At 55.5% G+C, this 22,686-nt stretch carries 32 protein-coding genes; 29 read left to right on the top strand and 3 right to left on the bottom strand.

All coding sequences use genetic code 11. The features are described from left to right. Positions 1–2 precede the first annotated feature (2 nt). Genes NR795_RS15540 through mdcH form a run of 3 tightly spaced genes read left to right on the top strand, consistent with a single transcriptional unit; the run spans position 3 to position 2,472 of the window. Positions 3–962, top strand: coding sequence for an AEC family transporter (locus NR795_RS15540; RefSeq protein WP_257758674.1), 960 nt, complete (start codon positions 3–5; stop codon positions 960–962). Positions 963–964: 2 nt separating this feature from the next. Then, entirely contained in the window at positions 965–1,576 is a 612-nt protein-coding gene (locus NR795_RS15535; RefSeq protein WP_257758673.1) for a malonate decarboxylase holo-ACP synthase, read from the top strand. Continuing rightward, on the top strand, positions 1,576–2,472 hold the full coding sequence (gene mdcH, locus NR795_RS15530) for a malonate decarboxylase subunit epsilon (RefSeq protein ID WP_257758672.1): 897 nt from the start codon (positions 1,576–1,578) through the stop codon (positions 2,470–2,472). Before NR795_RS15535 ends, mdcH begins: the two co-directional genes overlap by 1 nt. On the opposite strand, the gene NR795_RS15525 is transcribed toward mdcH, so the two are convergent. Next, the gene (locus NR795_RS15525) at positions 2,462–3,394 is read right to left on the bottom strand and encodes a LysR family transcriptional regulator (RefSeq protein ID WP_144818087.1); all 933 of its coding nucleotides are present in this window, start codon (positions 3,392–3,394) and stop codon (positions 2,462–2,464) included. The two genes, mdcH and NR795_RS15525, sit on opposite strands and share 11 nt — an antisense overlap. 4 nt (positions 3,395–3,398) lie before the next feature. After that, complete coding sequence (locus NR795_RS15520) at positions 3,399–5,303, bottom strand: ABC transporter ATP-binding protein (RefSeq protein ID WP_257758671.1); 1,905 nt, start codon at positions 5,301–5,303, stop codon at positions 3,399–3,401. 139 nt (positions 5,304–5,442) lie between these two features. Between NR795_RS15520 and kefG the strand changes: the two genes are divergently transcribed. From kefG to slyD, 4 genes are all read left to right on the top strand, one after another. Continuing rightward, the gene (gene kefG, locus NR795_RS15515; protein ID WP_257758670.1) at positions 5,443–5,994 is read left to right on the top strand and encodes a glutathione-regulated potassium-efflux system ancillary protein KefG; all 552 of its coding nucleotides are present in this window, start codon (positions 5,443–5,445) and stop codon (positions 5,992–5,994) included. Further along, complete coding sequence (gene kefB / locus NR795_RS15510; protein WP_144818078.1) at positions 5,994–7,802, top strand: glutathione-regulated potassium-efflux system protein KefB; 1,809 nt, start codon at positions 5,994–5,996, stop codon at positions 7,800–7,802. Before kefG ends, kefB begins: the two co-directional genes overlap by 1 nt. A 12-nt stretch (positions 7,803–7,814) precedes the next feature. Then, a complete protein-coding gene (locus tag NR795_RS15505; RefSeq protein WP_144818079.1) occupies positions 7,815–8,015 on the top strand; it encodes a YheV family putative zinc ribbon protein in 201 nt (66 codons plus the stop codon). 94 nt (positions 8,016–8,109) lie between these two features. Next, positions 8,110–8,697: a peptidylprolyl isomerase gene (gene slyD, locus NR795_RS15500; RefSeq protein ID WP_042393048.1), complete on the top strand. Its 588-nt coding sequence runs from the start codon at positions 8,110–8,112 to the stop codon at positions 8,695–8,697. A 61-nt stretch (positions 8,698–8,758) separates the two neighbouring features. On the opposite strand, the gene NR795_RS15495 is transcribed toward slyD, so the two are convergent. Next, complete coding sequence (locus tag NR795_RS15495) at positions 8,759–8,977, bottom strand: protein SlyX (RefSeq protein ID WP_042393046.1); 219 nt, start codon at positions 8,975–8,977, stop codon at positions 8,759–8,761. A gap of 214 nt (positions 8,978–9,191) precedes the next feature. Between NR795_RS15495 and fkpA the strand changes: the two genes are divergently transcribed. From fkpA to rpsQ, 22 genes are all read left to right on the top strand, one after another. Then, positions 9,192–10,022 carry an FKBP-type peptidyl-prolyl cis-trans isomerase gene (gene fkpA / locus NR795_RS15490; RefSeq protein ID WP_144818080.1) on the top strand — a complete coding sequence of 277 codons (831 nt, stop codon included), beginning with the start codon at positions 9,192–9,194 and terminating at the stop codon, positions 10,020–10,022. Positions 10,023–10,187: 165 nt separating this feature from the next. Further along, positions 10,188–10,910 (top strand): transcriptional regulator, encoded by a 723-nt coding sequence (locus NR795_RS15485; protein WP_042393043.1) that lies wholly within the window; start codon positions 10,188–10,190, stop codon positions 10,908–10,910. Then, positions 10,910–11,296 carry a sulfurtransferase complex subunit TusD gene (gene tusD, locus NR795_RS15480; RefSeq protein ID WP_257758669.1) on the top strand — a complete coding sequence of 129 codons (387 nt, stop codon included), beginning with the start codon at positions 10,910–10,912 and terminating at the stop codon, positions 11,294–11,296. The genes NR795_RS15485 and tusD overlap by 1 nt, the downstream gene beginning before the upstream one ends. After that, complete coding sequence (tusC, locus tag NR795_RS15475; protein ID WP_238082683.1) at positions 11,296–11,655, top strand: sulfurtransferase complex subunit TusC; 360 nt, start codon at positions 11,296–11,298, stop codon at positions 11,653–11,655. Before tusD ends, tusC begins: the two co-directional genes overlap by 1 nt. A gap of 7 nt (positions 11,656–11,662) precedes the next feature. Next, positions 11,663–11,950 carry a sulfurtransferase complex subunit TusB gene (gene tusB, locus NR795_RS15470; RefSeq protein ID WP_257758668.1) on the top strand — a complete coding sequence of 96 codons (288 nt, stop codon included), beginning with the start codon at positions 11,663–11,665 and terminating at the stop codon, positions 11,948–11,950. A 125-nt stretch (positions 11,951–12,075) separates the two neighbouring features. Then, on the top strand, positions 12,076–12,450 hold the full coding sequence (rpsL, locus tag NR795_RS15465) for a 30S ribosomal protein S12 (protein ID WP_000246815.1): 375 nt from the start codon (positions 12,076–12,078) through the stop codon (positions 12,448–12,450). Between the two features lie 95 nt (positions 12,451–12,545). Next, the gene (rpsG, locus tag NR795_RS15460) at positions 12,546–13,016 is read left to right on the top strand and encodes a 30S ribosomal protein S7 (RefSeq protein ID WP_004106370.1); all 471 of its coding nucleotides are present in this window, start codon (positions 12,546–12,548) and stop codon (positions 13,014–13,016) included. A gap of 93 nt (positions 13,017–13,109) precedes the next feature. After that, complete coding sequence (gene fusA, locus NR795_RS15455) at positions 13,110–15,224, top strand: elongation factor G (RefSeq protein WP_144818084.1); 2,115 nt, start codon at positions 13,110–13,112, stop codon at positions 15,222–15,224. Positions 15,225–15,294: 70 nt separating this feature from the next. After that, a complete protein-coding gene (tuf, locus tag NR795_RS15450; protein ID WP_115084474.1) occupies positions 15,295–16,479 on the top strand; it encodes an elongation factor Tu in 1,185 nt (394 codons plus the stop codon). Between the two features lie 141 nt (positions 16,480–16,620). Continuing rightward, positions 16,621–16,815 (top strand): bacterioferritin-associated ferredoxin, encoded by a 195-nt coding sequence (gene bfd, locus NR795_RS15445; RefSeq protein ID WP_021265642.1) that lies wholly within the window; start codon positions 16,621–16,623, stop codon positions 16,813–16,815. Positions 16,816–16,885: 70 nt separating this feature from the next. Then, positions 16,886–17,365 (top strand): bacterioferritin, encoded by a 480-nt coding sequence (bfr, locus tag NR795_RS15440; RefSeq protein ID WP_021265641.1) that lies wholly within the window; start codon positions 16,886–16,888, stop codon positions 17,363–17,365. 299 nt (positions 17,366–17,664) lie between these two features. Next, entirely contained in the window at positions 17,665–17,976 is a 312-nt protein-coding gene (rpsJ, locus tag NR795_RS15435; protein WP_001181005.1) for a 30S ribosomal protein S10, read from the top strand. Between the two features lie 32 nt (positions 17,977–18,008). Next, a complete protein-coding gene (rplC, locus tag NR795_RS15430) occupies positions 18,009–18,638 on the top strand; it encodes a 50S ribosomal protein L3 (protein ID WP_042396049.1) in 630 nt (209 codons plus the stop codon). Positions 18,639–18,648: 10 nt separating this feature from the next. After that, positions 18,649–19,254, top strand: coding sequence for a 50S ribosomal protein L4 (gene rplD, locus NR795_RS15425; protein WP_042396046.1), 606 nt, complete (start codon positions 18,649–18,651; stop codon positions 19,252–19,254). Next, positions 19,251–19,553: a 50S ribosomal protein L23 gene (gene rplW, locus NR795_RS15420; protein WP_000617546.1), complete on the top strand. Its 303-nt coding sequence runs from the start codon at positions 19,251–19,253 to the stop codon at positions 19,551–19,553. The genes rplD and rplW overlap by 4 nt, the downstream gene beginning before the upstream one ends. A gap of 17 nt (positions 19,554–19,570) precedes the next feature. After that, positions 19,571–20,392: a 50S ribosomal protein L2 gene (gene rplB / locus NR795_RS15415; protein ID WP_021265682.1), complete on the top strand. Its 822-nt coding sequence runs from the start codon at positions 19,571–19,573 to the stop codon at positions 20,390–20,392. A gap of 16 nt (positions 20,393–20,408) precedes the next feature. After that, entirely contained in the window at positions 20,409–20,687 is a 279-nt protein-coding gene (gene rpsS, locus NR795_RS15410; protein WP_001138115.1) for a 30S ribosomal protein S19, read from the top strand. Between the two features lie 14 nt (positions 20,688–20,701). Next, positions 20,702–21,034 (top strand): 50S ribosomal protein L22, encoded by a 333-nt coding sequence (gene rplV, locus NR795_RS15405; protein ID WP_002919773.1) that lies wholly within the window; start codon positions 20,702–20,704, stop codon positions 21,032–21,034. Positions 21,035–21,051: 17 nt separating this feature from the next. Then, positions 21,052–21,750, top strand: a complete 699-nt coding sequence (gene rpsC, locus NR795_RS15400; protein ID WP_006817277.1) for a 30S ribosomal protein S3 — start codon at positions 21,052–21,054, stop codon at positions 21,748–21,750. Positions 21,751–21,761: 11 nt separating this feature from the next. Next, positions 21,762–22,172 carry a 50S ribosomal protein L16 gene (gene rplP, locus NR795_RS15395; protein WP_004926449.1) on the top strand — a complete coding sequence of 137 codons (411 nt, stop codon included), beginning with the start codon at positions 21,762–21,764 and terminating at the stop codon, positions 22,170–22,172. After that, the gene (rpmC, locus tag NR795_RS15390; RefSeq protein WP_000644742.1) at positions 22,172–22,363 is read left to right on the top strand and encodes a 50S ribosomal protein L29; all 192 of its coding nucleotides are present in this window, start codon (positions 22,172–22,174) and stop codon (positions 22,361–22,363) included. The genes rplP and rpmC overlap by 1 nt, the downstream gene beginning before the upstream one ends. Further along, positions 22,363–22,617, top strand: coding sequence for a 30S ribosomal protein S17 (rpsQ, locus tag NR795_RS15385; RefSeq protein WP_002438707.1), 255 nt, complete (start codon positions 22,363–22,365; stop codon positions 22,615–22,617). Before rpmC ends, rpsQ begins: the two co-directional genes overlap by 1 nt. Positions 22,618–22,686 lie beyond the last annotated feature (69 nt).

Below are 22,686 nucleotides of genomic sequence, written 5' to 3'. Positions count from 1 at the left end.
TTATGACTTACGTAATTGTTCATGCTCTCGCACCGATTTTCGTCATCATGCTGCTGGGATTCTGGGCCGGCAAAGCAAAGATGGTTGATAATAAAAATGTTTCCCTGCTCAATATTTTCGTGATGGATTTTGCCCTGCCCGCCGCGCTGTTTAGCGCCACCGTGCAGACCCCGTGGATCGGCATCGTCGCCCAGTCGCCGCTGATTCTGGTCCTGACCCTGGCGATGTGGATCACCTACGCCGCGATCTACTTCCTGGCGACAAAAGTCTTTAAAAAGTCGCCGCAGGATGCCGCCGTGCTCACGCTGACCGTTGCGCTGCCGAACTACGCCGCGCTGGGCCTGCCGATTCTGGGCAGCGTGCTGGGTGAAAGTTCTTCTACCTCGCTCTCGGTGGCGGTCTCTATCGCCTGCGGCTCCGTGCTGATGACGCCGTTCTGCCTGCTGATCCTTGAGCGCGAAAAAGCGCGTGCCGAAGGCAACAACAGCGGCTCTACGCTCTCCATGCTGCCGGTACTGATGTGGCGCTCGATAAAAAAACCGATCGTCATGGGCCCGCTGCTGGGGGTGATCTTGTCCGCTATCGGCATTCGCATGCCGGAGCTGGTGCTGGCGGCGATCAAACCGCTGGGTCTGGCCGCTACCGCCGCTGCGCTGTTCCTGACCGGGGTGATCCTCTCCGCACGGAAGCTGCAAATTAACACCATGGTGATCACCTCAACCATCGCCAAACTGCTGATCCAGCCCGCGATTGCCTGGGGTATCGTGCTGGCTCTTGGCCTCTCCGGCTCCGTGGCGATCACCGCCATTCTGATGATTGCACTCTCAGCGGGCTTCTTCGGCGTGGTGTTTGGTAACCGCTTTGGCGTGCAGTCCCCGGATGCAGAAGCCGTGCTGCTGTTAAGCTCGCTGCTGTGTATCCTGTCGCTACCGCTGTTTATCTCGCTGACTTCAGGAATGTAACCATGACCACGCTGCGCCCCCACGATCTTATCTGGCTGAAAAACCGCGAGGCTCTCGATGGGGTTGGTGAACCCTGGGTAGAGACGGTATGGCACCCAGGATTACCGGTGGTGGTGCGGCGTGACGTGGACGGAGAGCGCATCCCGGTTGGGGTGCGCGGTCTTCGCCGCGACCAGCGCGCGGCAGGCTGGACCGACGCGACGCAGGTAGTACGCGTGGTCTCCCCAGAACAGCTGGTAGACAGTAACGATCTGCTGCGCTCGCCGTTTATCTCGCAGCCGCCGGTGCAGGTGGCATTGCAGCTTGCTCAGCAGACGTGGCCGTGGGTCTGGGGCATCACCGGCAGCAGCGGCTATGCGCTGGCCACCGGTATTCCGGTGATCCACGCCAGCAGCGATCTTGACCTGCTGATCCGCGCTCCGCAGCCGCTCTCCCGCGAGCTATTGCTCCGCTGGCAGTCGCCGTTGATGCATGCCCTGTGTCGGGTAGATACCCAGGTGGATACCCCGCTCGGTGGCTTTGCCCTCAACGAGTGGCTGCGCGACGGGCGCGTCTTGCTTAAAACCAGCCGGGGCCCGCGCCTGGTCAGCGATCCCTGGCACAGGGAGGATTAATGAAAATTCTGTTTACCTTTCCCGGACAGGGGACCCAGCGCCCTGGCATGCTGCAAAATCTGCCGGGTCACGATATGACCGAGGCGCGTGAAGTATTGGGCGCGGAGATCGATACCCTCGACAGCCCGGAGGCGCTAAAGCATACCCGCGCGGTGCAACTCTCCCTGCTGATTGCTGGCGTCGCCTGGGCGCGCGCAATGCAGCGACGCGGCATTGAGCCGGATCTGGTCAGCGGCCTGTCGATTGGCGCATACCCTGCGGCCGTCGTCGCCGGGGCACTGGCGTTCAAAGATGCGTTAAGCCTGGTGGCACTGCGCGGCGATCTGATGGAGCAGGCCTACCCGCACGGTTATGGCCTGACGGCGATCATGGGTCTGACTCTGACGCAGGTGGAGGCGCTGGTAGCGGGCAGCGGCACGTACATAGCCAATCTTAATGCCGAGACGCAGATCGTAATCGCCGGGCGCGATGAGGATATGGCCCAGGTGGCGCAGGTGGCGCTGGCGAAGGGGGCAACGAAAGCCGAGCGTCTGGCGGTAAGCGTGCCGTCGCACTGCGCGCTGCTTAATGCCCCTGCGCAGAAGCTGGCGCAGGCCTTTACCGGGGTAACGCTCTCTCGTCCCCGCTGCGCCTATCTTAGCGGCAGTAGCGCCCGCGTGCTGTGGCAGCCAGAGCGCATTGCAGACGATCTGGCGATGAACATGGCGCGAACGGTGCGCTGGCAGGAGGCGGTGATTGCCGCCAATGAGCGCGAGGCGCGGCTGGCCATTGAGATGCCGCCAGGGGGAATTTTAACCTGCCTGACCCGTCAGGCGGCGTGGGAAGGGGAGGCGATCTCGCTTGAGCGCAGCGGCGTGGACGTTGTCGCCCATTTGGCGAAGCGTCTCAGGGCGTAACGTTCTGTTCCAGGCTACGGGCGTACATGCGTCCTTCGGCGGCCAGCGCCAGCAGATTGGGATCGTGCTCGCGGCTGCGGGCAAAGACAATGCCAATCTGCTGCTGCATCTGGTACGGCTCGGCTAACTTCAGCAGCTGTACCGAGCTCTCATATACCTTTTTCATCCGCCCCGGCATCAGGGTAAAGCCTACCCCGGCCTGCACCAGGCTAAGCATTGAGAAGATATCATTCACACGGGTAACGATCTCAGGCTCAAAGCCAGCGATGTGAAACGCGTCCTGAAACCCGGCGTAGGTCGCAAATCCCTCTGCCAGCGAGACAAACTTCTGCTGGCGGTAGTCGCGTAGATCCGCCAGCTCGTCACTATTCAGCGTAGCGGAGGCCGGTGCGGCAAGAAAGATATCGTCGTGAAACAGGGGTAGCACTTCGAACTGAGCCAGATCAACCTGGTGCTCAGAGAGCGAGATGAGGATCGCATCCAGCTCGCCATCCTCCAGCTTCTGCAGCAGCATGTCGTTGGAGCCCATCGTCAGGTTAATCTCCAGCTCCGGCCGTCGCAGCTTCATCCCCATGATCAGGCGCGGCACCGTCTCCAGGGTGAGCGAGTAGAGCGTGCCTACCCGTAGCCGACCCTGGCCGACGCCCGCCGTTTTGCGCGTCTCCTCAAGGCCGCGGGCCATCAGCTGCGTCACCTCCTGGCAATACTCCAGCAGCGTCCAGGCGGCGGGCAGCGCCAGCAGGTTGCGTCCCTTGTGCACAAACAGCGGGCAGCGGACGCTCTCCTCCAGGGTGTGCAGCGCCCGATGAACGCTGACGCCGCTGATCTCCAGCGCCTCGGCGGTGCGGGCGATGTTGCCCTTCTCCATAAAGGTCATGAAGATGGTCAGCTTGCGAAAGGTGATGTCGCTGGCGATGTCCATGGCGTTACTCGCTTTGCAGCATGCCTTCAAGCTGCTCCTGTGCTTCAAGCCATGCCATCTCACACGCCTCCAGGCCCGACTTCGCGCTCGCCTGGGCCTGCAGGCACTCGGTCAGCTCGGCCTTGCGGCTCTGATCGTACAGGCCGCTGTCGCCAAGCTTCTCTTCGGCCTTCGCCAGCTGGGCGTTGAGCTTCTCCATCTCTTTCTCCAGACGGGCGATCTCTTTGCGCAGCGGCTGAGTCTGGGTGCGCAGCTCGGCTTCCCGACGCTTCTGGTCTTTCCGCGCCTGGGCGCTGTTACCGTTCTCTTTCGCCGCCTCGGCAGGCTGATTCTCCTGCTTCTGCACGTCGCTCAACCACTGCTGGTAATCCTCCAGATCGCCGTCGAACGGCTCAACTTTGCCGTCGTGGACCAGGTAGAGATCGTCGGTGGTGGAGCGGATCAGGTGACGATCGTGCGACACCACCACCAGCGCGCCTTCGAACTCGATCAGCGCTTCGGTCAGAGCCTGGCGCATGTCGAGATCCAGGTGGTTAGTTGGCTCATCGAGGAGCAGCAGGTTAGGACGCTGCCAGACGATCAGGGCCAGCACCAGCCGGGCCTTTTCACCGCCGGAGAAACGCTCGGTGTTCTCGGTGACCTTATCGCCCTGGAAGCCAAAGCCGCCCAGGTAGTCCCGCAGCTTCTGCTCCGCTTCCTGCGGCGCAAGGCGCGCCATATGCTGCAGTGGCGACTCATCCGCTCGCAGGAACTCCAGCTGGTGCTGGGCGAAGTAGCCAAGCTTAATGCCTTTCGCGAGGCCAATATCGCCGCCGGTAGGAGCAAGCTCGCCCGCCAGCAGCTTGATCAGCGTCGATTTACCCGCGCCGTTACGTCCCAGCAGACCAATACGCGAGCCCGGCACAAGGTTGAGCTTGATGGAGTTAAGAATGGTGCGATCGCCGTAGCCCGCGCTCACCTTCTCCATCTTCAGCAGCGGGTTGGGCAGGCTCTCTGGCGCGCGGAAGCTGAAGTGGAAGGGGTTATCCACGTGCGCCGGGGCGATCAGCTCCATACGCTCCAGCATCTTCACCCGGCTCTGGGCCTGTTTGGCCTTGCTGGCCTTGGCTTTGAAGCGGTCGATAAAGCTTTGCAAATGCGCTACGCGCTGCTGCTGGCTCTCGTAGGTAGCCTGCTGCTGCGCCAGACGGGTGGCGCGCTGGCGCTCAAACGAGCTGTAGTTGCCGGTATACTCGAACATACTCTGCTGTTCGATATGGATGATTTTATCCACCACCGGATCGAGGAAGTCACGGTCGTGAGAGATGAGGATCAGCGTACCCTGATAGCTCTTCAGCCAGCGCTCCAGCCAGATCACCGCATCGAGATCGAGGTGGTTGGTAGGCTCATCGAGCAGGAGCAGATCCGAGCGGCAGACCAGCGCCTGGGCAAGGTTGAGACGCATACGCCAGCCACCGGAGAAGTCGCTTACCGGGCGTTCAAGCTGCTCGGTAGAGAATCCCAGTCCGTGCAGCAGGCTGGCGGCGCGGGAGCGAATGGTCCAGGCGTCAATGGCGTCGAGCTTGCCGTGCACGGTAGCGATGGCATGGCCGTCGTTACGCTCGTTAGCGTCGTTGAGCTGGGCCTCCAGCTGGCGATACTCGCGATCGCCATCAATAACATAGTCGATGGCGGGCTCGTTGAGGGCCGGGGTCTCCTGGTTCACCCACGCCAGCTGCCAGTTGGCAGGGTAGGAGAAGCTGCCGCCGTCGGCGGTAAGCTCGTTTTTTAGCAGCGCCAGCAGGGTCGATTTCCCGCAGCCATTTTTACCCACCAGCCCGACTTTCTGGCCGGGATTGATGGTGGCGGTGGCGTTATCCAGCAGGACACGCACGCCGCGACGAATTTGTAGTGAGGAGAAAACAATCATAGAGCGCCGTATGTTCCGACTATGTTAATTTGTCATTATGATAATGTGGAGTGCGCCTATAATGCCGCACCGGGGCGCAATGGTAGCCCGAAACGACAGCGATACACAAAATCATTAAAACATCACCGGGAGGGGAGCGATGTCCCAGACAGCCAGAGTGCTGCTGCTGTATGCCCATCCGGAATCCCAGGACTCGGTAGCTAACCGGGTCCTGCTTAAGCCGGCAATGCAACTCAACAACGTGACAGTGCACGATCTCTATGCGCACTATCCAGATTTTTTTATCGATATCCCTCGCGAGCAGGCGCTGCTGCGCGAGCACGACGTCATCGTTTTTCAGTATCCCCTCTACACCTATAGCTGTCCGGCGCTGCTTAAAGAGTGGCTGGATCGCGTTCTGACCCGCGGCTTCGCCAGCGGACCGGGAGGCAACCAGCTGGCAGGCAAGCTCTGGCGCTGCGTGGTCACCACCGGCGAGCCGGAGAGCGCCTACCGCTACGACGGTCTCAACCGCTACCCGCTTAGCGATATCCTGCGTCCCTTTGAGCTGACGGCAGCCATGTGCCGCATGCAGTGGATGACGCCGTTTATCGTCTACTGGGCGCGTCGCCAGCCGAAAGAGGAACTGGCCAGCCATGCTAAGGCCTACGGCGACTGGCTGGCATCACCCACCGCGACGGGAGGTCGCTAATGGACGGAACTGATCTGCTGCTGGCGGGCGTACTGTTTCTGTTTGCTGCCGTGGTGGCCGTGCCGCTGGCCGCCCGGCTGGGCATTGGCGCCGTGCTGGGCTATCTGCTGGCGGGCATTGCCATTGGCCCATGGGGGCTAGGATTTATCAGCGACGTTGACGAGATCCTTCACTTCTCTGAAATGGGCGTCGTGTTTCTGATGTTTATCATCGGCCTGGAACTCAACCCATCGAAGCTGTGGCAGCTACGGCAGTCGATCTTTGGCGTCGGGGCGGCGCAGGTTCTGCTCAGCGCCGCGATCCTTGCCGGGCTGCTGATGCTGACCGACTTCGCCTGGCAGGCGGCGGTGATTGGCGGTATTGGACTCGCGATGTCCTCAACCGCGATGGCGCTCCAGCTTATGCGCGACAAGGGGATGAACCGCAGCGAGGCGGGACAGCTGGGATTCTCGGTGCTGTTGTTCCAGGATCTGGCGGTGATCCCGGCCCTGGCGCTGGTGCCGCTGCTGGCGGGCAGCGGCGATGACCACTTCGACTGGATCAAGATCGGCATGAAGGTGATCGCCTTTGCCGGGATGCTGTTAGGCGGTCGCTATCTGCTGCGCCCGGTGTTCCGCTTTATTGCCGCCTCCGGAGTGCGGGAGGTGTTTACCGCCGCCACGCTGCTGCTGGTGCTCGGCTCGGCGCTGTTTATGGACGCGCTGGGGCTGTCGATGGCCCTCGGTACCTTTATCGCCGGGGTGCTGCTGGCAGAGAGCGAGTACCGCCACGAGCTGGAATCGGCCATCGATCCGTTCAAAGGCCTGCTGCTGGGGCTGTTCTTTATCTCCGTGGGGATGGCGCTTAACCTGGGCGTGCTCTATACCCATCTGCCGTGGGTTATCGCGGCAGTCGCCACTCTGGTGGCGGTCAAAACCACGGTGCTCTATCTGCTGGCGCGCCTCTATGGCCTGCGAAGCTCGGAGCGGATGCAGTTCGCCGGCGTGCTCAGTCAGGGCGGTGAGTTTGCCTTCGTGCTCTTCTCTACCGCCTCCTCGCAGAAGCTGTTCCATAACGATCAGATGGCGCTGCTGTTAGTCACAGTCACCCTGTCGATGATGACCACGCCGCTGCTGATGAAAGGCATTGATAAGGGACTCTCCCGGCGCTTCAACACCCCGGAAGAGGAGGGGGAAGCCCAGTGGGTTGAAGATGACAAGCCGCAGGTCATCATTGTTGGCTTTGGCCGCTTCGGCCAGGTGATTGGTCGCCTGCTGATGGCCAACAAGATGCGCATCACCGTGCTGGAGCGCGATATCAGCGCGGTGAACCTGATGCGGAAATATGGCTATAAGGTCTACTACGGCGACGCGACTCAGGTGGAGCTGCTGCGTTCGGCGGGCGCGGAGGCGGCGGAGTCGATCGTCATCACCTGCAACGAGCCGGAAGACACCATGAAGCTGGTCGCTATTTGCCAGCAGCATTTCCCGCACCTGGCCATTCTTGCCCGGGCGCGGGGACGTTTTGAGGCGCACGAGCTACTCCAGGCGGGCGTGACGCAGTTCTCCCGTGAGACCTTCTCCAGTGCGCTGGAGCTGGGGCGCAAGGCGCTGGTCTCGTTGGGTATGCATCCTCACCAGGCACAGCGAGCACAGCTGCATTTCCGTCGACTTGATATGCGGATGCTGCGCGAACTGATGCCGGTGGTGCATACTGATACACAGCAGATCTCCCGCGTCCGGGAGGCACGGCGCGAGCTGGAGGAGATTTTCCAGCGTGAAATGCAGCATGAGCGCCGGCAGCCGGATGGCTGGGACGAGTTTGAATAGAGGGTAAAAAGTATGGCGATACGTAAACGTTTTATCGCGGGTGCCAGGTGCCCAGCCTGTCAGGCCCAGGATACGCTGGCAATGTGGCGCGAAAATAATGTCGATATTGTTGAGTGTGTTAAGTGCGGCCACCAGATGCGCGAGGCGGATAAAGAAGCCCGTGAGCACGTTCGCAAAGAAGAGCAAGTGATCGGGATTTTTCATCCGGACTAGCGATATGCCCTAGCTTTTTTTAAGCTTAAGGGTACACAGGAGCAGAATTCCGTTACAATCTGCGCCAGCAATTTACCCACGCTCAGGAGATATCATGAAAGTAGCAAAAGACCTGGTGGTCAGCCTGGCCTATCAGGTACGTACAGAAGACGGTGTGTTGGTTGATGAGTCTCCGGTAAGTGCGCCGCTGGACTACCTGCACGGTCACGGCTCCCTGATCTCTGGTCTGGAGTCCGCGCTGGAAGGTCACGAACCTGGCGACAAATTTGACGTGGCGGTGGGCGCAAATGACGCTTACGGTCAGTACGACGAGAACCTGGTGCAGCGCGTACCGAAAGACGTCTTTATGGGCGTTGACGAACTGCAGGTAGGCATGCGCTTCCTGGCTGAAACTGACCAGGGTCCGGTGCCGGTTGAGATCACCGAAGTGGAAGATGACCACGTCGTGGTTGATGGTAACCACATGCTGGCTGGCCAGAACCTGAAGTTCAACGTTGAAGTCGTTGCCATTCGTGAAGCGACCGAAGAAGAGCTGGCCCACGGCCACGTTCACGGCCCGCACGGCCACGATCATGGTCACGACCATGAACACGGCGACGGTTGCTGCGGTGGTCACGGCCACGATCATGACCACGGTCATGGTAAAGGTGGTTGTGGCAACGGCGGTTGCGGCTGCCACTAAAGACTTCGTCTTTCAAAAAGCGGGGATATCCCCGCTTTTTTTACGCCTCGCGTTTTAAAAATCAATAGTGGGGCGGTGGCGTCTCTTCTGACTGAGAGGCCATGTGTGAAGGCTGGCTGGCTTTCAGCTTTTCGGTAACGAGGCGCATCAGGTCCCGCAGCTTCGCCATCTCCAGCTCGTGGGCGGTGACCGTCTGGTTAAGCTCCTCGATCGTAATCTCCTGAAAAGCCAGACGGCTCTCCAGCTCTGCCAGCCGCGCTTCCAGCGTCATATTCTGCATGTTTCACCTCATCTGTTTTAGCCCGGATTCTACGCAACTTTACGCGGCTGCGCAGCCCACCTGATATCCTTAAGAAACTAATTTAAACAAAAATAGTCTCAAAAGAGGCAACAATCGGGAATGTCGTTATATAGATTTCTCCCACAACGATTTATAGTACGTTTTTCAAATACGCAAACCCTGGGGCAATTTGCCCCCGGCCCTGGAGATATGGATGAAATCACTGTTTAAAGTCACGCTGCTGGCGACCACGATGGCCGTTGCGCTGAATGCACCTCTTTCTTTTGCTGCTGACGCTCCGGCTAAAGCCCCGGCAACCACCGACAGCAAAGCGGCATTCAAAAACGACGACCAAAAATCAGCCTATGCGCTGGGCGCGTCACTGGGTCGTTATATGGAAAACTCCCTGAAAGAACAGGAAAAACTGGGCATCAAGCTGGACCAGGCTCAGCTGATCGCCGGCGTTCAGGACGCCTTTGCCAACAAGAGCAAGCTCTCTGACCAGGAGATTGAGCAGACTCTGCAGGCCTTTGAAGCACGCGTGAAGGGTGCCGCTCAGGAGAAGATGGAGAAGGACGCGACTGAGAACGAAACCAAAGGCAAAGCCTTCCGCGATACCTTTGCTAAAGAGAAGGATGTGAAAACGTCTTCTACCGGCCTGCTCTACAAAGTAGAGAAAGAGGGCACCGGCGATGCACCGAAAGATAGCGATACCGTGGTGGTTAACTACAAAGGTACGCTGATCGACGGTAAAGAGTTTGATAACTCCTACACCCGTGGCGAACCGCTCTCCTTCCGCCTCGATGGTGTGATCCCAGGCTGGACCGAAGGCCTGAAAAACATCAAGAAAGGCGGCAAAATCAAGCTGGTGATCCCACCGGCGCTGGCCTACGGTAAAACCGGCGTTCCGGGTATCCCGGCTAACTCTACGCTGGTCTTCGACGTAGAGCTGCTGGATATCAAACCGGCACCGAAAGCGGATGCGCAGCCGAAGCCGGAAGCGGCAGCACCGGCAGAGCAACCTGCCGCTGCGGATAAAAAGTAATACGCTGACAGCCGCCGCCTAATCAGGCGGCGGTTTTTTATTACAGGGCAGGTATAATTAACACTGGCAGCGCTATGGCCGCTGTATTAATTTAGATGTCCCTGTAAATGATGAGCCTGCCCTGAAAACATAACGACAGGCTCCTGAAAAGGAGTGTTTTTTTTCATGTCCAGGTCGCTATTAACCAACGAAACCAGCGAGCTCGATCTGCTGGATCAACGGCCTTTTGATCAGACCGACTTCGATATCCTGAAATCCTACGAAGCGGTGGTCGATGGGTTAGCGATGCTCATTGGTGCCCACTGTGAAATCGTCTTGCACTCCTTGCAGGATCTCAAATGCTCCGCCATTCGTATTGCTAACGGTGAACACACCGGGCGTAAGATTGGCTCGCCGATTACCGATCTTGCCCTGCGCATGCTGCACGACATGACGGGCGCAGACAGCAGCGTCTCGAAGTGCTACTTCACCCGTGCCAAAAGCGGCGTGCTGATGAAGTCGGTCACGATTGCCATCCGCAATCGCGAGCACCGGGTCATTGGTCTGCTGTGCATCAACATGAACCTTGATGTTCCCTTCTCGCAAATTATGAACACCTTTATTCCGCCGGAGACGCCGGACGTCGGCTCCGCCGTGAACTTTGCCTCCTCAGTGGACGATCTGGTGATGCAGACCCTGGAGTTCACCATCGAAGAGGTGAACGCCGACCGGAACGTCTCTAACAATGCGAAGAACCGGCAAATCGTGCTGAACCTCTACGAAAAAGGCATTTTTGATATTAAAGATGCGATTAACCAGGTGGCCGATCGGTTGAATATCTCCAAGCACACGGTCTACCTCTACATTCGCCAGTTCAAGAGCGGCGACTTCCAGGGGCAGGATAAGTAATGCGTTTTGCCTTAATGGTGACGGGGCCTGCCTACGGCACGCAGCAGGCCAGCACCGCATGGCAGTTTGCTCAGGCACTGCTGGCAGCGGGTCACGAGCTGGCGAGCGTCTTTTTCTACCGGGAAGGGGTCTATAACGCCAACCAGCTTACCGCCCCGGCTAGCGACGAGTTCGATCTGGTTCGGGCCTGGCAGGGGCTGCACCTTGAGCATCAGGTTGAGCTGCATATCTGCGTTGCGGCAGCGCTGCGGCGTGGTGTAACCGACGAGAGCGAAGCGCAGCGTGCTGGACTACCCGCCGCCAACCTTCAGCCTGGCTTTACCCTCAGCGGCTTAGGCGCGCTGGCCGAGGCGGCGTTAACCTGCGATCGCGTGGTGCAGTTCTGATGAAAAGCGTGGCATTTGTTTTTAACTCCGCACCGCACGGCTCGTCTGCCGGACGGGAAGGGCTGGATGCGCTGCTGGCAATGTCGGCCCTGACTGAGGAGATCGGCGTCTTTTTCCTTGGCGATGGCGTTTTTCAGCTGCTGGCTAACCAGCGCCCTGGCGATATCCTCGCCCGTGACTATATCGCTACCTTTAAGGTGCTACCGCTCTACGATATCGAGCAGCTCTGGTTGTGCGCGGCCTCGCTGCGCGAGCGTGGGCTGAGCGCCTCACACTCTTTTATTCTCGATGCCCAGCCGCTGGAACCTAAAGCGCTGCGCGAGTGTCTACATCGCTATGACGTCGTTATGACGTTTTGAGGCTGTTATGCTGTATACTCTTCGTCACTCTCCCTGGCAGTGCGACATGGCTACGCTGATGCGCACGTTGCAGGAGGGGGATGACCTGCTGCTGCTCTCTGATGGCGTTACGGCGGCGGTGGTGGGAAGTCACTACCTTGATTTACTGCTGGCTGCCCCCATAACAGTTCATGCTCTACAGGAAGACGTTGATGCCCGCGGTCTTTCTGGTCAAATTTCGAACAGAATCGTCCTGGTTAGCTATACTGATTTCGTTAGCCTGACGGTAAAACACGCTGCTCAGATCGCCTGGTAGTGTGAGATCCGCTGTATATTTCTTGACACCTTTTGAGCACAGCCCTAAAATTCCGCGTCCTCATATTGTATGAGGGCGTTTTATTACGTGTTTACGAAGCAAAAGCTAAAACCAGGAGCTATTTAATGGCAACAGTTAACCAGCTGGTACGCAAACCACGTGCACGCAAAGTTGCGAAAAGCAACGTGCCTGCGCTGGAAGCCTGCCCGCAGAAACGTGGTGTATGTACTCGTGTATATACCACCACTCCTAAGAAACCGAACTCCGCACTGCGTAAAGTTTGCCGTGTGCGTCTGACTAACGGTTTCGAAGTTACCTCCTACATCGGTGGTGAAGGTCACAACCTGCAGGAGCACTCCGTGATCCTGATCCGTGGCGGTCGTGTTAAAGACCTTCCGGGTGTTCGTTACCACACCGTTCGTGGTGCACTTGACTGCTCAGGCGTTAAAGACCGTAAGCAGGCTCGCTCCAAGTACGGCGTGAAGCGTCCTAAGGCTTAATGGTTCTCCGTTAAGTAAGGCCAAACGTTTTAAATTAATGTCAAACTAAACTCTTTGAGTTTTGGACAATCCTGAATTAACAACGGAGTATTTCCATGCCACGTCGTCGCGTCATTGGTCAGCGTAAAATCCTGCCGGATCCTAAGTTCGGATCAGAACTGCTGGCTAAATTTGTAAATATCCTGATGGTAGATGGTAAAAAATCTACTGCAGAAGCAATCGTATACAGTGCTCTTGAGACCCTGGCTCAGCGCTCTGGTAAAAATGAACTGGAAGCTTTCGAAGTCGCTCTCGACAACGTGCGCCCAACTGTAGAAGTTAAGTCTCGCCGCGTTGGTGGTTCTACTTATCAGGTTCCAGTTGAAGTTCGTCCGGTTCGTCGTAATGCTCTGGCAATGCGTTGGATCGTTGAAGCTGCTCGTAAACGCGGTGATAAATCCATGGCTCTGCGCCTGGCGAACGAACTTTCTGATGCTGCAGACAACAAAGGTACTGCAGTTAAGAAACGTGAAGACGTTCACCGTATGGCAGAAGCCAACAAAGCGTTCGCCCACTACCGTTGGTAATCCCTTCGGAGTAATAGTCACCAAGCGGGCGCTTTATGTAAGCTGCCCGCTTTGGGCTACATAACTTGAACGCTAAGGCAATAGAGGAATCAAATGGCTCGTACAACACCCATTGCACGCTACCGTAACATCGGTATCAGTGCGCACATCGACGCCGGTAAAACCACTACTACCGAACGTATCCTGTTCTACACCGGTGTAAACCACAAAATCGGTGAAGTACACGACGGCGCGGCAACTATGGACTGGATGGAGCAGGAGCAGGAGCGTGGTATCACCATCACCTCCGCAGCGACCACTGCATTCTGGTCTGGTATGGCGAAGCAGTATGAACCGCATCGCGTAAACATCATCGACACCCCGGGCCACGTTGACTTCACCATCGAAGTAGAACGTTCCATGCGTGTTCTTGACGGTGCGGTAATGGTTTACTGCGCAGTTGGTGGTGTTCAGCCGCAGTCTGAAACCGTATGGCGTCAGGCAAACAAATATAAAGTTCCACGTATCGCGTTCGTTAACAAAATGGACCGTATGGGTGCGAACTTCCTGAAAGTTGTTGGTCAGATCAAATCCCGTCTTGGCGCGAACCCGGTTCCGCTGCAGCTGGCGATTGGTGCTGAAGAAGGTTTCACCGGTGTTGTTGACCTGGTGAAAATGAAAGCCATCAACTGGAACGATGCCGACCAGGGCGTTACCTTCGAATACGAAGATATCCCGGCTGACATGCAGGATCTGGCTGAAGAATGGCACCAGAACCTGATCGAATCCGCTGCTGAAGCTTCTGAAGAGCTGATGGAGAAATACCTGGGCGGTGAAGAACTGACTGAAGAAGAGATCAAAACGGCTCTGCGTCAGCGCGTTCTGAACAACGAAATCATCCTGGTAACCTGTGGTTCTGCATTTAAGAACAAAGGTGTTCAGGCGATGCTGGATGCGGTAATTGATTACCTGCCATCTCCGATCGACGTACCGGCGATCAACGGCATGCTGGATGACGGTAAAGATACCCCGGCTGAGCGTCACGCAAGTGATGACGAGCCGTTCGCGGCGCTGGCGTTCAAAATCGCTACCGACCCGTTCGTAGGTAACCTGACCTTCTTCCGTGTGTACTCCGGTGTGGTTAACTCTGGTGATACCGTACTGAACTCCGTGAAATCTGCACGTGAGCGTTTCGGTCGTATCGTTCAGATGCACGCTAACAAACGTGAAGAGATCAAAGAAGTTCGCGCAGGCGACATCGCTGCAGCAATCGGTCTGAAAGACGTGATCACCGGTGACACCCTGTGTAACCCGGATCACCCGATCATTCTGGAGCGTATGGAGTTCCCTGAGCCGGTAATCTCTATCGCCGTTGAGCCGAAAACCAAAGCTGACCAGGAAAAAATGGGTCTGGCTCTGGGCCGTCTGGCTAAAGAAGACCCGTCATTCCGCGTTTGGACTGACGAAGAGTCTAACCAGACTATCATCGCGGGCATGGGTGAGCTGCACCTCGACATCATCGTTGACCGTATGAAGCGTGAATTCAACGTTGAAGCGAACGTCGGTAAACCTCAGGTTGCTTACCGTGAAGCGATTCGCGCAAAAGTTACCGATATCGAAGGCAAACACGCCAAGCAGTCTGGTGGTCGTGGTCAGTACGGTCATGTTGTTATCGACATGTACCCGCTGGAGCCGGGCTCTAACCCGAAAGGTTACGAGTTCATCAACGACATCAAGGGTGGTGTAATTCCTGGCGAATACATCCCAGCCGTTGATAAAGGCATCCAGGAACAGCTGAAAGCTGGCCCGCTGGCGGGTTACCCGGTAGTGGATCTGGGCGTGCGTCTGCACTTCGGTTCTTACCATGACGTTGACTCCTCTGAGCTGGCGTTTAAACTGGCTGCGTCTATTGCCTTTAAAGATGGCTTTAAGAAAGCAAAACCAGTTCTGCTTGAGCCGATCATGAAGGTTGAAGTAGAGACGCCGGAAGAGAACACCGGTGACGTTATCGGTGACCTTAGCCGTCGTCGTGGTCAGCTGAAAGGTCAGGAATCTAACGCTACTGGCGTTCAGATCCACGCTGAAGTTCCGCTGTCTGAAATGTTCGGATATGCAACTCAGCTGCGTTCACTGACTAAAGGTCGTGCATCTTACTCCATGGAATTCCTGAAGTATGATGATGCGCCGAACAACGTTGCTCAGGCCGTAATTGAAGCCCGCGGTAAATAAGCCGCAGGGTTAAAATCTAAGTCCCGTGCTCTCTCCTGAAGGGGAGAGCACTATAGTAAGGAATATAGCCGTGTCTAAAGAAAAATTTGAACGTACAAAACCGCACGTTAACGTTGGTACTATCGGCCACGTTGACCACGGTAAAACTACCCTGACCGCTGCCATCACTACCGTTCTGGCTAAAACCTACGGTGGTTCTGCTCGTGCATTCGACCAGATCGATAACGCGCCGGAAGAGAAAGCTCGTGGTATCACCATCAACACCTCTCACGTTGAGTATGACACCCCGACTCGCCACTACGCACACGTAGACTGCCCGGGCCACGCCGACTATGTTAAAAACATGATCACCGGTGCTGCGCAGATGGACGGCGCGATCCTGGTTGTTGCTGCGACTGACGGCCCGATGCCGCAGACCCGTGAGCACATCCTGCTGGGTCGTCAGGTAGGCGTTCCGTACATCATCGTGTTCCTGAACAAATGCGACATGGTTGATGACGAAGAGCTGCTGGAACTGGTTGAGATGGAAGTGCGTGAACTTCTGTCCCAGTACGACTTCCCGGGCGACGACACCCCGATCATTCGTGGTTCCGCGCTGAAAGCGCTGGAAGGCGAAGCTGAGTGGGAAGAGAAAATCGTTGAGCTGGCTGGCTACCTGGATTCCTACATCCCGGAACCAGAGCGTGCGATTGACAAGCCGTTCCTGCTGCCGATCGAAGACGTATTCTCCATCTCCGGTCGTGGTACCGTTGTTACCGGTCGTGTAGAGCGCGGTATCATCAAAGTTGGTGAAGAAGTTGAAATCGTTGGTATCAAAGATACTGCGAAATCTACCTGTACCGGCGTTGAAATGTTCCGCAAACTGCTGGACGAAGGTCGTGCGGGCGAGAACTGCGGCGTTCTGCTGCGTGGTATCAAGCGTGAAGAGATCCAGCGTGGCCAGGTTCTGGCTAAGCCGGGCTCAATCAAGCCGCACACCAAGTTCGAATCCGAAGTGTACATCCTGTCCAAAGACGAAGGCGGCCGTCACACTCCGTTCTTCAAAGGCTACCGTCCGCAGTTCTACTTCCGTACAACTGACGTGACTGGCACCATCGAACTGCCGGAAGGCGTTGAGATGGTTATGCCGGGCGACAACATCAAAATGGTTGTTACCCTGATCCACCCGATCGCGATGGACGACGGTCTGCGTTTCGCAATCCGTGAAGGCGGCCGTACCGTTGGCGCGGGCGTTGTTGCTAAAGTTCTGAGCTAATAATTTATTATCTCTGAATAAAAAAAGGACGCTTCGGCGTCCTTTTTTACGTCTTTTTTTACGTTCTGCTTTCGTGTCTCTGCTATTGTAATCATAACTATTCTCATTTACACTCTGCGCATAAATTGAACGGGAGTGATTATGTACGTCTGTTTGTGTAATGGGGTAAGTGACAAAACAATTCGCCAGGCGGTACGCCAGTTTCGCCCCCAATCTTTCCAGCAGCTGCGTAAGTTTATCCCGGTAGGGAACCAGTGCGGCAAGTGCGTTCGCGCGGCCCGCGAGATTATGCAGAACGAACTGATGCAAATTCCTGAATACCAGGAGATCGCATAAGCGAAAATCTTTTTTTGACATCCCGGTAGCGCCATCTACGCTTCACTTAGTGGAAGCGGAGGGACTAATAATGAAAGGTGATGTCAGAATCATAAGTTATCTCAATAAATTATTGGGAAATGAGCTTGTCGCAATCAATCAGTATTTTCTTCATGCCCGTATGTTCAAAAACTGGGGCCTTACCCGCCTCAACGACGTCGAATATCACGAATCCATAGATGAGATGAAGCACGCCGATAAGTACATCGAGCGTATTCTCTTTCTCGAAGGTATTCCAAACCTACAGGACCTCGGCAAGCTGGGGATCGGTGAAGACGTAGAGGAGATGCTGCGCTCTGACCTGAACCTGGAACTTGAGGGTGCTAAAGATCTGCGCGAGGCTATCGCTTATGCCGATAGCGTTCACGACTACGTCAGCCGCGATATGATGATTGAGATCCTCGCGGATGAAGAGGGGCATATCGACTGGCTGGAGACTGAGCTGGACCTGATAGCAAAAATCGGTCTGCAGAACTACCTTCAGTCGCAGCTCAGAGAGCAGGCCAAGTAGCCATACCGTACAACGCATACTCCCGTATAAGCGAACCCGCTGCCGGCTAACGGTGGCGGGTTTTTTTCTATCTGGTGCTTATTTTCTACACGACACTTGCGTTAATGCCAGTTTTACGTATAATGCGCGGGCTTGTCTAATATAGACAGCGGTTCGATATGAACCACCGGTACTGCGTAAGCGATACCAGACAATGTTCCCGATTGGGGAACTCTGTAAGAACGGTTACACTCTCCCATCAATCGTAATGGGTTTGAGGAGTAACTATTTCGTCTATAAATAATTGGAGCTCTGGTCTCATGCAGAACCAAAGAATCCGTATCCGTCTTAAAGCGTTTGATCATCGTCTGATCGATCAATCAACCGCGGAAATCGTCGAGACTGCCAAGCGCACTGGTGCGCAGGTTCGTGGTCCGATCCCGCTGCCGACCCGCAAAGAGCGCTTTACCGTTCTGATCTCTCCGCACGTTAACAAAGACGCGCGCGATCAGTACGAAATTCGCACTCACAAGCGTCTGGTTGACATCGTTGAGCCAACCGAGAAAACCGTTGATGCTCTGATGCGTCTGGACCTGGCTGCCGGTGTAGACGTGCAGATCAGCCTGGGTTAATCAGGTCATCGAGCGATTGAGAGGTTGATACAATGATTGGTTTAGTCGGTAAAAAAGTGGGTATGACCCGCATCTTCACTGAAGATGGCGTTTCTATCCCAGTAACCGTAATCGAAGTTGAAGCAAACCGCGTTACTCAGATCAAAGATCTGGCTAACGACGGCTACCGTGCCGTTCAGGTCACTACCGGTGCTAAAAAAGCTAACCGTGTAACCAAGCCTGAAGCGGGTCACTTTGCTAAAGCTGGCGTTGAAGCTGGCCGTGGTCTGTGGGAATTCCGTCTTGCAGAAGGCGAAGAGTACACCGTAGGTCAGGACATCAGCGTTGAGCTGTTTGCTGACGTTAAAAAAGTTGACGTAACCGGTACCTCTAAAGGTAAAGGTTTCGCCGGTACCGTTAAGCGCTGGAACTTCCGTACCCAGGACGCGACTCACGGTAACTCCTTGTCTCACCGCGTTCCGGGTTCTATCGGTCAGAACCAGACTCCGGGCAAAGTGTTCAAAGGCAAGAAGATGGCAGGTCAGCTGGGTAACGAACGTGTAACTGTTCAGAGCCTGGACGTAGTACGTGTTGACGCTGAGCGCAACCTGCTGCTGGTTAAAGGTGGTGTTCCGGGTGCGACCGGTTGCGACCTGATCGTTAAACCAGCTGTGAAGGCGTAAGGGGATAGCAATGGAATTAGTATTGAAAGACGCGCAAAGCGCGCTGACTGTTTCCGAAACTACCTTCGGTCGTGATTTCAACGAAGCGCTGGTTCACCAGGTTGTTGTTGCTTATGCAGCTGGTGCTCGTCAGGGTACTCGTGCTCAGAAGACTCGTGCTGAAGTAACTGGTTCCGGCAAAAAGCCGTGGCGTCAGAAAGGTACCGGCCGTGCGCGTTCAGGTTCTGTTAAGAGCCCGATCTGGCGTTCAGGTGGCGTGACCTTCGCTGCGCGTCCGCAGGACCACAGTCAAAAAGTTAACAAAAAGATGTACCGCGGCGCGCTGAAAAGCATTCTGTCCGAGCTGGTACGTCAGGATCGTCTGATCGTTGTCGAGCAGTTCTCTCTGGAAGCGCCGAAAACCAAGCTTCTGGCTCAGAAACTGAAAGACATGGCTCTGGAAGATGTGCTGATCATCACCGGTGAGCTGGACGAGAACCTGTTCCTGGCCGCACGCAACCTGCACAAGGTTGACGTACGTGACGCAGCAGGTATCGACCCGGTTAGCCTGATCGCCTTCGACAAAGTCGTAATGACTGCTGAGGCTGTTAAGCAAGTTGAGGAGATGCTGGCATGATTCGTGAAGAACGTCTGCTGAAGGTGCTTCGTGCGCCGCACGTTTCTGAAAAAGCGTCTACCGCGATGGAAAAAACCAATACCATCGTGCTCAAAGTTGCTAAAGACGCGACGAAAGCAGAGATCAAAGCTGCTGTGCAGAAACTGTTTGAAGTCGAAGTCGAAGTCGTTAACACCCTGGTTGTTAAAGGGAAAGTTAAACGTCACGGACAGCGTATCGGTCGTCGTAGCGACTGGAAAAAAGCTTACGTCACCCTGAAAGAAGGCCAGAACCTGGACTTCGTTGGCGGCGCTGAGTAAGTCGGAGGAGTAATACAATGGCAGTTGTTAAGTGTAAACCGACATCTCCGGGTCGTCGCCACGTTGTTAAAGTGGTTAACCCTGAGCTGCATAAGGGCAAACCTTTTGCTCCGCTGGTTGAAAAAAACAGCAAATCCGGTGGTCGTAACAACAATGGTCGTATCACCACCCGTCACATCGGTGGTGGTCACAAGCAGGCTTATCGTATTGTTGACTTCAAACGCAACAAAGATGGTATCCCAGCGACTGTTGAACGTCTTGAGTACGATCCGAACCGCTCCGCGAACATCGCGCTGGTTCTGTACAAAGATGGCGAACGCCGTTACATCCTGGCCCCTAAAGGCCTGAAAGCTGGCGACCAGATTCAGTCTGGCGTTGATGCTGCAATCAAAGCGGGTAACACCCTGCCGATGCGCAACATCCCGGTTGGTTCTACCGTTCATAACGTAGAAATGAAACCAGGTAAAGGCGGTCAGCTGGCGCGTTCTGCTGGTACTTACGTTCAGATCGTTGCGCGCGACGGTGCTTATGTCACCCTGCGTCTGCGTTCTGGTGAAATGCGTAAAGTCGAAGCAGACTGCCGCGCTACCCTGGGCGAAGTTGGCAATGCTGAGCATATGCTGCGCGTTCTGGGTAAAGCAGGTGCTGCACGCTGGCGTGGTGTTCGTCCTACCGTTCGCGGTACTGCGATGAACCCAGTCGACCACCCACATGGTGGTGGTGAAGGTCGTAACTTTGGTAAGCACCCGGTAACTCCGTGGGGCGTTCAGACCAAAGGTAAGAAGACCCGCAGCAACAAGCGTACTGATAAATTTATCGTACGTCGCCGTAGCAAATAATTTTAGAGGATAAGCCATGCCACGTTCTCTCAAGAAAGGTCCTTTTATTGACCTGCACTTGCTGAAGAAGGTAGAGAAAGCGGTGGAAAGCGGAGACAAGAAGCCCCTGCGCACTTGGTCCCGTCGTTCAACGATCTTTCCTAACATGATCGGTTTGACCATCGCTGTCCATAATGGTCGTCAGCACGTTCCAGTCTTTGTTTCCGACGAAATGGTTGGTCACAAACTGGGTGAATTCGCACCGACTCGTACTTATCGCGGCCACGCTGCTGATAAAAAAGCGAAGAAGAAATAAGGTAGGAGGAAGAGATGGAAACTTTAGCTCAACATCGCCATGCTCGTTCTTCTGCTCAGAAGGTTCGCCTTGTTGCTGACCTGATTCGCGGTAAGAAAGTGTCGCAGGCCCTGGACATCCTGACCTATACCAACAAGAAAGCTGCGGTATTGGTTAAGAAGGTACTGGAATCTGCCATTGCTAACGCTGAACACAACGATGGCGCTGACATTGACGATCTGAAAGTTGCGAAAATTTTCGTAGACGAAGGCCCGAGCATGAAGCGCATTATGCCGCGTGCGAAAGGTCGTGCAGATCGCATCCTGAAGCGCACCAGCCACATCACTGTGGTTGTGTCCGATCGCTGAGACTCTGGAGACTAGCAATGGGTCAGAAAGTACATCCTAATGGTATTCGCCTGGGTATTGTAAAACCATGGAACTCAACCTGGTTTGCGAACACCAAAGAATTCGCTGACAACCTGGACAGCGATTTTAAAGTACGTCAGTACCTGACTAAGGAACTGGCTAAAGCGTCTGTATCTCGTATCGTTATCGAGCGTCCGGCTAAGAGCATCCGTGTGACCATTCACACCGCTCGCCCGGGTATCGTTATCGGTAAGAAAGGCGAAGACGTAGAAAAACTGCGCAAGGTCGTAGCGGATATCGCTGGCGTTCCTGCACAGATCAATATCGCCGAAGTGCGTAAGCCTGAACTGGACGCAAAACTGGTTGCTGACAGCATCACTTCACAGCTGGAGCGTCGTGTGATGTTCCGCCGTGCAATGAAGCGTGCTGTACAGAACGCAATGCGTCTGGGCGCTAAAGGTATCAAAGTTGAAGTTAGCGGCCGTCTGGGCGGCGCGGAAATCGCACGTACCGAATGGTACCGCGAAGGTCGCGTTCCGCTGCACACGCTGCGTGCGGACATTGACTACAACACCTCTGAAGCGCACACCACTTATGGTGTAATCGGCGTTAAGGTATGGATCTTCAAAGGTGAGATCCTGGGTGGTATGGCTGCTGTTGAACAACCGGAACCGGCTGCTCAACCTAAAAAGCAGCAGCGTAAAGGCCGTAAATAAGGAGCGTCGCTATGTTACAACCAAAGCGTACAAAATTCCGTAAAGTGCACAAAGGCCGCAACCGTGGTCTGGCGCAGGGTACGGATGTTAGCTTCGGCACTTTCGGTCTGAAAGCTGTTGGCCGTGGTCGTCTGACTGCCCGTCAGATCGAAGCAGCACGTCGTGCAATGACCCGTGCAGTTAAGCGTCAAGGTAAGATCTGGATCCGTGTATTCCCGGACAAACCGATCACTGAGAAGCCGCTGGAAGTTCGTATGGGTAAAGGTAAAGGTAACGTGGAGTATTGGGTTGCCTTGATTCAGCCAGGTAAAGTCCTGTATGAAATGGACGGTGTTCCTGAAGAGCTGGCCCGTGAAGCATTCAGCCTGGCAGCAGCGAAACTGCCGATTAAAACCACCTTTGTAACTAAGACGGTGATGTAATGAAAGCAAAAGAGCTGCGTGAGAAGAGTGTTGAAGAGCTGAACACCGAGCTGCTGAACCTGCTGCGTGAGCAGTTCAACCTGCGTATGCAGGCAGCAAGTGGCCAGCTGCAACAGTCTCACCTGTTGAAGCAAGTGCGTCGTGACGTCGCACGCGTTAAGACTTTACTGACTGAGAAGGCGGGTGCGTAATGACCGATAAAATCCGTACTCTGCAAGGTCGCGTTGTTAGCGATAAAATGGAGAAATCCATCGTTGTTGCTATCGAACGTTTTGTGAAACACCCGATCTACGGTAAATTCATCAAGCGTACGACCAAACTGCACGTACATGACGAGAACAACGAATGTGGTATCGGCGACAAGGTTGAAATCCGTGAATGCCGTCCACTGTCCAAGACTAAGTCCTGGACGCTGGTTCGCGTTGTAGAGAAAGCCGTTCTGTAATACAGTACGCTCTCTCAAGATAGACGGTCCAGCAATGGACCGTTTATTTTTTCTACCCATACGCAGGAA

Origin of the sequence: Pseudescherichia sp. L3, assembly GCF_024656065.1 — a bacterium.
Taxonomy (GTDB): Bacteria; Pseudomonadota; Gammaproteobacteria; order Enterobacterales; family Enterobacteriaceae; genus Pseudescherichia.
The sequence above is the reverse complement of the archived record's forward strand: the minus strand, read 5'-3'. Positions and strand labels throughout refer to the sequence as shown.

Excerpts from the sequence above, each read along its gene's own strand:
- NR795_RS15540 (WP_257758674.1), top strand. The coding sequence starts at position 3 with ATGACTTACGTAATTGTTCATGCTCTCGCACCGATTTTCGTCATCATG.
- NR795_RS15535 (WP_257758673.1), top strand. The coding sequence starts at position 965 with ATGACCACGCTGCGCCCCCACGATCTTATCTGGCTGAAAAACCGCGAG.
- mdcH (WP_257758672.1), top strand. The coding sequence starts at position 1,576 with ATGAAAATTCTGTTTACCTTTCCCGGACAGGGGACCCAGCGCCCTGGC.
- NR795_RS15525 (WP_144818087.1), bottom strand. The coding sequence starts at position 3,394 with ATGGACATCGCCAGCGACATCACCTTTCGCAAGCTGACCATCTTCATG.
- NR795_RS15520 (WP_257758671.1), bottom strand. The coding sequence starts at position 5,303 with ATGATTGTTTTCTCCTCACTACAAATTCGTCGCGGCGTGCGTGTCCTG.
- kefG (WP_257758670.1), top strand. The coding sequence starts at position 5,443 with ATGTCCCAGACAGCCAGAGTGCTGCTGCTGTATGCCCATCCGGAATCC.
- kefB (WP_144818078.1), top strand. The coding sequence starts at position 5,994 with ATGGACGGAACTGATCTGCTGCTGGCGGGCGTACTGTTTCTGTTTGCT.
- NR795_RS15505 (WP_144818079.1), top strand. The coding sequence starts at position 7,815 with ATGGCGATACGTAAACGTTTTATCGCGGGTGCCAGGTGCCCAGCCTGT.
- slyD (WP_042393048.1), top strand. The coding sequence starts at position 8,110 with ATGAAAGTAGCAAAAGACCTGGTGGTCAGCCTGGCCTATCAGGTACGT.
- NR795_RS15495 (WP_042393046.1), bottom strand. The coding sequence starts at position 8,977 with ATGCAGAATATGACGCTGGAAGCGCGGCTGGCAGAGCTGGAGAGCCGT.
- fkpA (WP_144818080.1), top strand. The coding sequence starts at position 9,192 with ATGAAATCACTGTTTAAAGTCACGCTGCTGGCGACCACGATGGCCGTT.
- NR795_RS15485 (WP_042393043.1), top strand. The coding sequence starts at position 10,188 with ATGTCCAGGTCGCTATTAACCAACGAAACCAGCGAGCTCGATCTGCTG.
- tusD (WP_257758669.1), top strand. The coding sequence starts at position 10,910 with ATGCGTTTTGCCTTAATGGTGACGGGGCCTGCCTACGGCACGCAGCAG.
- tusC (WP_238082683.1), top strand. The coding sequence starts at position 11,296 with ATGAAAAGCGTGGCATTTGTTTTTAACTCCGCACCGCACGGCTCGTCT.
- tusB (WP_257758668.1), top strand. The coding sequence starts at position 11,663 with ATGCTGTATACTCTTCGTCACTCTCCCTGGCAGTGCGACATGGCTACG.
- rpsL (WP_000246815.1), top strand. The coding sequence starts at position 12,076 with ATGGCAACAGTTAACCAGCTGGTACGCAAACCACGTGCACGCAAAGTT.
- rpsG (WP_004106370.1), top strand. The coding sequence starts at position 12,546 with ATGCCACGTCGTCGCGTCATTGGTCAGCGTAAAATCCTGCCGGATCCT.
- fusA (WP_144818084.1), top strand. The coding sequence starts at position 13,110 with ATGGCTCGTACAACACCCATTGCACGCTACCGTAACATCGGTATCAGT.
- bfd (WP_021265642.1), top strand. The coding sequence starts at position 16,621 with ATGTACGTCTGTTTGTGTAATGGGGTAAGTGACAAAACAATTCGCCAG.
- bfr (WP_021265641.1), top strand. The coding sequence starts at position 16,886 with ATGAAAGGTGATGTCAGAATCATAAGTTATCTCAATAAATTATTGGGA.
- rpsJ (WP_001181005.1), top strand. The coding sequence starts at position 17,665 with ATGCAGAACCAAAGAATCCGTATCCGTCTTAAAGCGTTTGATCATCGT.
- rplC (WP_042396049.1), top strand. The coding sequence starts at position 18,009 with ATGATTGGTTTAGTCGGTAAAAAAGTGGGTATGACCCGCATCTTCACT.
- rplD (WP_042396046.1), top strand. The coding sequence starts at position 18,649 with ATGGAATTAGTATTGAAAGACGCGCAAAGCGCGCTGACTGTTTCCGAA.
- rplW (WP_000617546.1), top strand. The coding sequence starts at position 19,251 with ATGATTCGTGAAGAACGTCTGCTGAAGGTGCTTCGTGCGCCGCACGTT.
- rplB (WP_021265682.1), top strand. The coding sequence starts at position 19,571 with ATGGCAGTTGTTAAGTGTAAACCGACATCTCCGGGTCGTCGCCACGTT.
- rpsS (WP_001138115.1), top strand. The coding sequence starts at position 20,409 with ATGCCACGTTCTCTCAAGAAAGGTCCTTTTATTGACCTGCACTTGCTG.
- rplV (WP_002919773.1), top strand. The coding sequence starts at position 20,702 with ATGGAAACTTTAGCTCAACATCGCCATGCTCGTTCTTCTGCTCAGAAG.
- rpsC (WP_006817277.1), top strand. The coding sequence starts at position 21,052 with ATGGGTCAGAAAGTACATCCTAATGGTATTCGCCTGGGTATTGTAAAA.
- rplP (WP_004926449.1), top strand. The coding sequence starts at position 21,762 with ATGTTACAACCAAAGCGTACAAAATTCCGTAAAGTGCACAAAGGCCGC.
- rpmC (WP_000644742.1), top strand. The coding sequence starts at position 22,172 with ATGAAAGCAAAAGAGCTGCGTGAGAAGAGTGTTGAAGAGCTGAACACC.
- rpsQ (WP_002438707.1), top strand. The coding sequence starts at position 22,363 with ATGACCGATAAAATCCGTACTCTGCAAGGTCGCGTTGTTAGCGATAAA.